This window comes from Mycobacteriales bacterium (assembly GCA_036497565.1).
In the GTDB taxonomy this organism is placed as follows: Bacteria; Actinomycetota; Actinomycetes; order Mycobacteriales; family QHCD01; genus DASXJE01.
The window spans coordinates 1-7414 of the sequence record DASXJE010000099.1; the positions used below are offsets into that span (position 1 = coordinate 1).

The 7414-nt window shown below is 69.8% G+C and carries 9 protein-coding genes; 4 read left to right on the forward strand and 5 right to left on the reverse strand.

The features are described from left to right. Positions 1-997 (forward strand): peroxidase family protein (locus VGH85_08725; protein HEY2173877.1); only part of this gene is annotated, 997 nt, incomplete at its 5' end. Positions 998-1078: 81 nt separating this feature from the next. Here the strand turns inward: VGH85_08725 and VGH85_08730 are convergent. Continuing rightward, on the reverse strand, positions 1079-2107 hold the full coding sequence (locus VGH85_08730; GenBank protein ID HEY2173878.1) for a TetR/AcrR family transcriptional regulator: 1029 nt from the start codon (positions 2105-2107) through the stop codon (positions 1079-1081). Positions 2108-2213: 106 nt separating this feature from the next. On the opposite strand from VGH85_08730, the gene VGH85_08735 reads away from it, so the two are divergent. Genes VGH85_08735 through VGH85_08745 form a run of 3 tightly spaced genes read left to right on the forward strand, consistent with a single transcriptional unit; the run spans position 2214 to position 4519 of the window. Beyond that, positions 2214-3197 carry an ATP-binding cassette domain-containing protein gene (locus VGH85_08735; GenBank protein ID HEY2173879.1) on the forward strand — a complete coding sequence of 328 codons (984 nt, stop codon included), beginning with the start codon at positions 2214-2216 and terminating at the stop codon, positions 3195-3197. After that, positions 3194-4033, forward strand: coding sequence for an ABC transporter permease (locus VGH85_08740; protein ID HEY2173880.1), 840 nt, complete (start codon positions 3194-3196; stop codon positions 4031-4033). Before VGH85_08735 ends, VGH85_08740 begins: the two co-directional genes overlap by 4 nt. Positions 4034-4078: 45 nt before the next feature. After that, positions 4079-4519, forward strand: coding sequence for a transcriptional repressor (locus VGH85_08745; GenBank protein ID HEY2173881.1), 441 nt, complete (start codon positions 4079-4081; stop codon positions 4517-4519). Here the strand turns inward: VGH85_08745 and VGH85_08750 are convergent. From VGH85_08750 to VGH85_08765, 4 genes are all read right to left on the reverse strand, one after another. After that, entirely contained in the window at positions 4458-5351 is an 894-nt protein-coding gene (locus tag VGH85_08750; GenBank protein HEY2173882.1) for a metal ABC transporter permease, read from the reverse strand. The genes VGH85_08745 and VGH85_08750 overlap by 62 nt on opposite strands. A gap of 31 nt (positions 5352-5382) precedes the next feature. After that, entirely contained in the window at positions 5383-6297 is a 915-nt protein-coding gene (locus VGH85_08755; protein ID HEY2173883.1) for a metal ABC transporter permease, read from the reverse strand. Then, positions 6294-7169 (reverse strand): metal ABC transporter ATP-binding protein, encoded by an 876-nt coding sequence (locus VGH85_08760; protein ID HEY2173884.1) that lies wholly within the window; start codon positions 7167-7169, stop codon positions 6294-6296. Before VGH85_08760 ends, VGH85_08755 begins: the two co-directional genes overlap by 4 nt. After that, positions 7166-7414: ABC transporter substrate-binding protein (locus tag VGH85_08765; GenBank protein HEY2173885.1), on the reverse strand; the 249-nt coding region annotated here is incomplete at its 5' end. The genes VGH85_08765 and VGH85_08760, both read right to left, overlap by 4 nt.

Below are 7414 nucleotides of genomic sequence, written 5' to 3' on the forward strand. Positions count from 1 at the left end.
CGCGAAGGCGTGGTACAAGCTGTTGCACCGCGACATGGGGCCGGTTTCGCGCTACCTGGGCCCGTGGGTGGCGGAGCCGCAGCTGTGGCAGGACCCGGTCGCGGCGGTCGATCACGAGCTGGTCGGCAGTGCGGACGTCGCTGCGCTCAAGGGCAAGATCCTCGAATCGGGACTGTCCATTTCCGAGCTGGCGGCCACCGCGTGGGCGTCCGCCGCGAGCTTCCGCGGCACCGACAAGCGCGGCGGCGCGAATGGCGCGCGGATCCGGCTGGAGCCGCAACGGAACTGGGCGGTCAACGAGCCGACCGAACTCGCGAGGGTACTTCCTGCCCTTGTGCAGATCCAGCAGGACTTCAACGCCGCCCAGACCGGGGGGAAGAAGATCTCCCTTGCCGACGTGATCGTGTTGGGCGGTTGCGCCGCGGTGGAGCAAGCGGCCAAGAACGCCGGCCAGGACGTCACGGTCCCGTTCGCGCCGGGACGCAACGACGCCACGCAGGAGCAGACCGACGTCGAGTCGTTCGCGGTCCTCGAACCACGGGCTGACGGGTTCCGCAACTATCTGCGTGCCGGTGAGAAGCTCTCGCCGGAGACGCTATTGGTGGACCGCGCCTACCTGCTGACGCTGACCGCTCCGGAGATGGCGGTGCTGATCGGCGGCATGCGGGCCTTGAACGCCAACGTTGGTCGGTCCCAGACCGGCGTTCTCACCGACCGACCCGAGACGTTGACCACCGACTTCTTCGTCAACCTGCTCGACATGGGCACGGAGTGGAAGGCGTCCGCCTCGACCGAGAACGTGTACGACGGTCGGGACCGGACCACGGGCGAGGTCAAGTGGACGGCCACCGCCGTCGACCTCGTCTTCGGGTCGAACTCCCAACTGCGGGGAATCGCGGAGGCCTACGGGACGGACGACGCGCAGGAGAAGTTCGTGCGTGACTTCGTGGCGGCGTGGGACAAGGTCATGAATCTCGACCGGTTCGACCTGCGCTGATCGCCGAGGGTGTGGGTCGGCCGCTCGTGCCGACCCACACCTCCGGCGTTTTGGGTTGCGGCGGCCCGCCTGACGATCCGGCTAGTGCTTCCGGCGCGGGTCGCGCGCCGCGCGAGCGGACTGCTGCATATCGCGTCTCAACTGCCGCTGTTTTTGCTGTAGGTCGCGGCGGGCCTGCTGAATCTGCTCGTGCTGCTCCTTGACGATCTGTTTCCACTGCTCCTTCTGGTCACGCTGCACGCGCTTCCACTCCTCCTGCTGCCCGTGTGCTCCACGCGGTTCGTGCCCGCCGGCCTGCGCCTCCTGTTGAATCTCCCGCCAGATCGTCCGCGCCTGCCGGAGCGCGGTGGCGACCTGTTTGCCGGCGCGATGTGCGGCCTCGGCGGCCGCGGTCAGCTGCTCGCGACTTCCGCCGCCCTGCACCATCACGCCGAATGCCCACAGGCCGGATTCGATCAGGCGAGCTGCCCGGCGTACCTCCGCCGCGGCAAGGTCGATGACCTCGTCAGGAGTGTGCTCATCGTCGGCGTAGCGCCGCATGGCCTGGTACTGGATCCGCCAGAGACCGAGGATGGCGTCCGCGGCGATCTGCGGCTCGGGGTCGTCGGGGCTCACCCCGGCCCGCTCGGCCATCGCCTCGGCCGCCACGCGCACGAGCCGATCCATCATGTCGCGCTGTGCCGCCCGCAGCGACGGGGTGCTGTCGACGAGGTCGGTGAACCGGCGGAACATCCTCAGCCCGTCGGACTTTTCCCCGCCGCTTCGCCACGCAACACGCAGGCTCTCGACATCCTGCGCGAGAATCTCGAGCGCCGCCTCGATCGGTGACCGTGCCGGCGCGCCCGGACCGAACGCGGCGCGGATCGCTGTGGCGATGTCCTCCTCGCGGTCGAGGAGCAACGCCTCCTTCGTGGAGAAGTAGTTGTAGACGGTCTTCTCCGACACGCCGCAGGCCTCCGCGATCTCGGTGACCTTCACGTCGTCGAACCCACGCTCGAGGAACATCCCGGTCGCCGTGTCCGAGATCAGCTGGCGCATCAGGCGCTTCTTGCGCTCACGCAGTCCTTCCGCCTGCGGTCCGGTCGGCTCCTCGTCGTCGCGCTCGTTCATGACGGAGATGGTAGCCGCCTCCCGGTTCGCTAAATACTGTTGCTGGATGTTTCTAGTGACTGTACATTCATCCGTGTTGATCCGCCAGGCTGCCTAAGGAGCCGAGTTGTCTACACAAGAACTTGCCGTCGTCACCGAGCGCCTCACCAAACGCTTCGGGGACTTCACCGCCGTGGACGGCATCGACCTGCAGGTGCCGGCCGGCACCGTGGCGTCGCTGCTCGGACCCAACGGCGCCGGCAAGACCACCATCGTGCGGATGCTTGCGACGTTGTCCGAGCCCACCAGCGGCCAGGCCTTCGTCTGCGGTTACGACGTGGGCCGCGACGCCGACGTCGTCCGTAGCGTCATCTCGCTGACCGGCCAGTTCGCGGCGCTCGAGGCCAACCTCACCGCGCACGAGAACCTCGTGCTGATGGCCCGGCTGCGTGGCTACGGGCGGGCCGCCGCCATCCGGGTGGCCGACCAGCTCAGCGACCGCTTCGACATCGGCGAATTCCGCGACAAGCTGGTGAAATCGGTTTCGGGCGGTCAGCGTCGGCGGGTCGACCTCGCCGCGAGCCTGGTCGTCCAGCCACGGTTGCTGGTGCTCGACGAGCCCACCACCGGGCTCGATCCGCGCAGCCGGCAGGTGGTCTGGTCGACGATCCGTGAGCTCGTCGGCGAGGGGGTCACTCTGCTGCTGACGACCCAGTACCTCGAAGAAGCCGACGAGCTCGCCGACAGCATCGTCCTCATCGACCACGGCCGGGCGGCCGCCGCCGGCACACCCGCACAGCTGAAGGCCCAGATCGGCGACCAGCGGGTCGACGTTGTCGCCACCGACGGCTCGGGCCTCGACCGGCTCGTGTCGGCACTCGACCCCGCGTTCGACCTGACGGTGGCCCGCGACCGTCGGATGATCTCCATCCCGGCACCGAGCGAGGCCTCGGACCTGCGAGCAGTCGCCGACGTCGTGGCCGCCGCCGGAGTGCCCGTCGACGAGCTGGCCCTGCGCCGCCCGACCCTCGACGACGCGTTCCTCGCCCTCACCGGGCAACCGCCCACCACCGACCAGACCGTCGACGAGCCCCTCGAGGTGTCCGCATGACCGCCCTGACCGCGACCGCCATCACCGAACCGTTGCCGGCCCGACCGAGCAGGTCGTTGCGCTACCTGCGCGAGACCGGCCTGCTCGTCGGCCGGAGCCTGCAGACCATTCCGCGCGTGCCGGAACGACTGTCGGACGTGACGATCCAGCCGATCGTCTTCACGCTGCTCTTCCTCTATGTCTTCGGCTCCGCGATCCACATCCCCGGCATGCGCTACCAGGACTACCTGCTTCCCGGTCTCGTCGGCCAGGGCCTCGCGTTCGGCGTGATCGGTGCCGGGGTCGCCACCGCGACCGACTTCACCAGCGGGGTCATCGACCGGTTCCGGTCCCTGCCGGTCACCCGACTCTCCGTCATCACCGCCCAGGTCCTCGGGCAGATCATCGAGCAGATCCTCGGCATGGTCATCATCATCGGCATCGGACTGGCGCTGGGTTGGCGACCCGACCTGACTATCGCGTCCGGGCTGGAGCTTGCCGGATTGATCCTGCTCGGCCTGACCGCCTTCACCTGGTTCGGAGTTCTGCTCGGCATGATCATCCGCAGCTCGGACGGCATGCAGGGGCTCGGCTTCGCGATCGTGTTCCCGTTGTCGTTCCTCGCCGGCACGTTCGTCCCCATCAGCGGGATGCAGACGGTGCCCCGGGTCATCGGCGAGTGGGACCCGCTGTCCGCTCTGGTCGCCGCCGTCCGGCAGGTCTGCCAGGGCACCCATTCGCACGGTTCCTGGCAGTTGGAGCACCCCGTACTCGCGATGATCGGCTGGTGCGTGCTCATCACCGCGGTGTGCGTGCCGCTCGCACTGCGCCGGTTCCGGAGCACGACCGCCGCCTGACGCGGGGACGAGCCGTCTCGACCGCCCGATGCATACACTTGTCGGATGTACGACGGGCCGGTCCGGCGCGGCGATCGGATCCGCAACACTCGCCAGGGTGACGCGGTCGACGCCATACTGGCCGGTGCGGACGGGTTCCGCACCGCCCAGGAACTGCACGGTGAGTTGCGTCGGCGCGGCGACCGCGTAGGCCTCACGACGGTCTACCGGCATCTGAGCCGTCTCGCCGAGCTGGGCCGGGCCGACGTCGTCCACACCGCCGACGGCGAGGCGCAGTACCGACTCTGCGGCGAGGCCACCGCGCCGACCAGCGACCATCACCACCATCTGGTGTGCCGGGTCTGCGGGCGCAGCGTCGAGGTCAGCGGCCCCGAAGTCGAAGCCTGGGCCGAGCGGGTCGCCTCGACGGCGGGTTACACCGAGGTCAGCCACACCCTGGAGGTGTTCGGGCTGTGCCCGCAGCACTCGGCGCCGGGATCGGCGTAGCCCCCGGGACTCGTCGTTCGCGGCGGCGTCGACCGGCGGTGACCGCCAGCGCGGTGCCGTAGATCGCGGTGGACACGGCCATGATCGTGAAGCTGGCCGGCAGCTGGGGAACTGCGTAGGCGAGGGTGATACCGATCCACATCGCCGCGACGGCGAGCACCGCCGAGAGCGCGAACGCCGACCACGGCCGGTCGGTGAGGCGTTGAGCGGCGGCGGGCGGAGCGGCAAGAAGGCCGAACAGCAGTAACGCGCCGACGGCCTGGGTGGTCTCCGCGGCGGTCGCGCCGACCACAGCGAGAAACAGCGGCCCGAGCAGCCGGACCGGCACACCGCGGGCGGCGGCGACGGCCGGGTCGAGGCTGGCGTAGAGCAACGGCCGCGCGATCACCAGCAGTACGACGACCAGGCCCGCGGCGATCCAGGCCGCCGTGGCGGCAGCTCCGGCGCTGATGCCGAAGATCGACCCGAACAGCACGGTGACGCTCGCGGTGCTGTTCCCGGTCGACGTGTGAGTCGTGTAGAGGGCGAGGAAGAAGACGCCCAGTCCGAGCACCCACGCGAAGGTGGTGCCGATGACGACGTCGTCGGCTGCGCCCCGCCCGCCGAGCAGACCGAGGATCAGGCCGACGGCGATGGTCGCGGCGAACAGGCCGAACCGGAGATCGACCCCGGCGGCGAGGGCGGCCAGCGCCCCGGCGTACGCCGTGTGGGAGAGGGCGTCGCCGGCGAAGACCTGCCCGCGCAGCACCACGAAATACCCGACCAGCCCGGACAGTACGGCGATCGAGGTCCCGGCGATCAGGGCGTGCTGGATGAAGGGATGGGAAAGCATGTGACCGAGTGCGCCCATCAGGAGGCCCCCATCACGAGGCCCCGGACAGTTGGGGAGTGGTGGTCCGGGCGCGGCCGGCCCGCCGGTCCGCTGCGGTGCGATACGCGCTGGCGAGCAGGAAGACGGCGAAGGCCAACGTGGTGACCCAGAATCCGATCGGGTACGGCGAGAAGTAGGCGATCGCCTCACCGACCCAGGTGACGGCGAGGGCGAGCACCACCGACAGCAGCACGCCCACCGCGGGCCGTGCGGTGAGCCGGCTCGCGGCGGCGGCCGGCGCAACGAGCAGCGCGAACACCAGAAGGCTCCCGGTCACCTGACTGGTCCCCGCGGCGGCGACACCGAGCAGCACGAGGAAGGCGGCACCGACCAGGCGTACCGGCACGCCGCGCGCTCCGGCCACGTCGGGGTCGACGCTGGCGAAGAGCAGTGGTCGCGCCAACGCCGCGAGCACCAGCAGCGCGACGACGCCGGCGATCAGCAGGACGAGCACCTGGCTGTTGGTGACGCCGATGATGGTGCCGAAGAGCAGGTCGTTCAGCCCGGACAGAAAGCCCTTGTACAGGCTGACGAACAGAAAGCCGCACGCCAGCGCGAAGCCCTGCACCGTGCCGATCACGGCGGACTCCTCGCCGTAGCGCCCGAGACCTCCGCTCGCCCGCCCGGCACCGGGCAGGGCGGCGATGATCAGCGCGCCGGCGATGCAGAAGCCGAAGTAGCCGAAGCCGGCGCTGATGCCGAGCAGGGTCGCTCCCGCCGCGCCCGGGAATCCGATGAGGGCGAGGGTGTGGCCGACGAATGCCTGTCGCCGCAGCACCATGAAGTAGCCGATGGCACCGGCCACGATCGCCACGATCGTGCCGGCCCGCAATGCGTTGACCATGAAGGGGAAGCTGAGCAACTGCTGGACGTCGTCGACGACGTTCCAGCTCAGGCCGGGGGTCACGGCTGGTGCGTCGCCGGGCTGTCCGGCTGGCCGACCACCACCAGCCGGCCGGCCCGGTCCCGCAGGACGTCGATCGGCGTGCCGTACAACACGCTCAACGTCTCGGCGGTGATCACCTCCTCCGGCGTCCCCATCGCCGCACCGCCGCGGGCGAGATAGATGACCTGGTCCAGCCACGCCAGGATCGGGTTGACGTCATGGGCGACCAGCACCACCGCGACGTTCTGGCTGCGGCACACATCCTTGATCAGCGCGCTCACCGATGCCTGGCTGGCGACATCCAGGCTGTCCAGCGGTTCGTCGAGGATCAGCAGCGACGGACGGCGTACCAGAGCCTGCGCGATCAGCAGCCGCTGTTGCTCGCCGCCCGAGCACTGACCGATCGGGCGGTGGGCGTAGCCGCGCGCTCCGACCAGGTCGATGACCTCGGCCACCCGGGCGCGGTTTTCGCGGGACCGCCGGCCGCGCAACCAGCCGGGGAGCGGCGTACCCCACCGGTCGCCGTCCAGCCCCATCCGGACGATGTCGACCCCGCGGATCCGGGTCCCCTGGTCGAACGCGCGCCGCTGCGGGAGATACCCGATCCGGTCGTTGCGCTGGCCGGGTCGCGATCCCAGCACCGTCACGGTCCCGGCGCTGATCGGGATCAGTCCGAGGACCGCCTTGAGCAACGTGGACTTGCCGGCACCGTTCGGGCCGAGCACGGCGATGAACTGCCCGGCGTGGATCTGCAGGCTGATGTCCGACCAGATCATGCGACCACCGACGGTCGCGGACGCACGGTCGAGCGACACCACGACGGGTGGGCCGTCCGGCCCGGCGTCGCGTGCACCGGTCGCGGCGTTGTCCGGACGGGTCGATCCGCTGGTCATGTGCCGCTCGCCTGAGCCAGCGCCCGCTCGAGCGACCGCAGCTGGGTGACCTGCCACTGCTGGAAGGTGGCGCCGGCGGGCGACAGGGTCTCGGTGATCTGCGCGACCGGGATCCCCGCCTTCCGGGCCGCCGACACCTGCTCGGACACGTCCGGCGTGGAGTTCTGGCTGTTGTAGATGTAGACCTTGATCTTCTTGCCGCTGATCTGCGTGTCGATCGTCGCCTTGTCCGCCGCCGACGGATC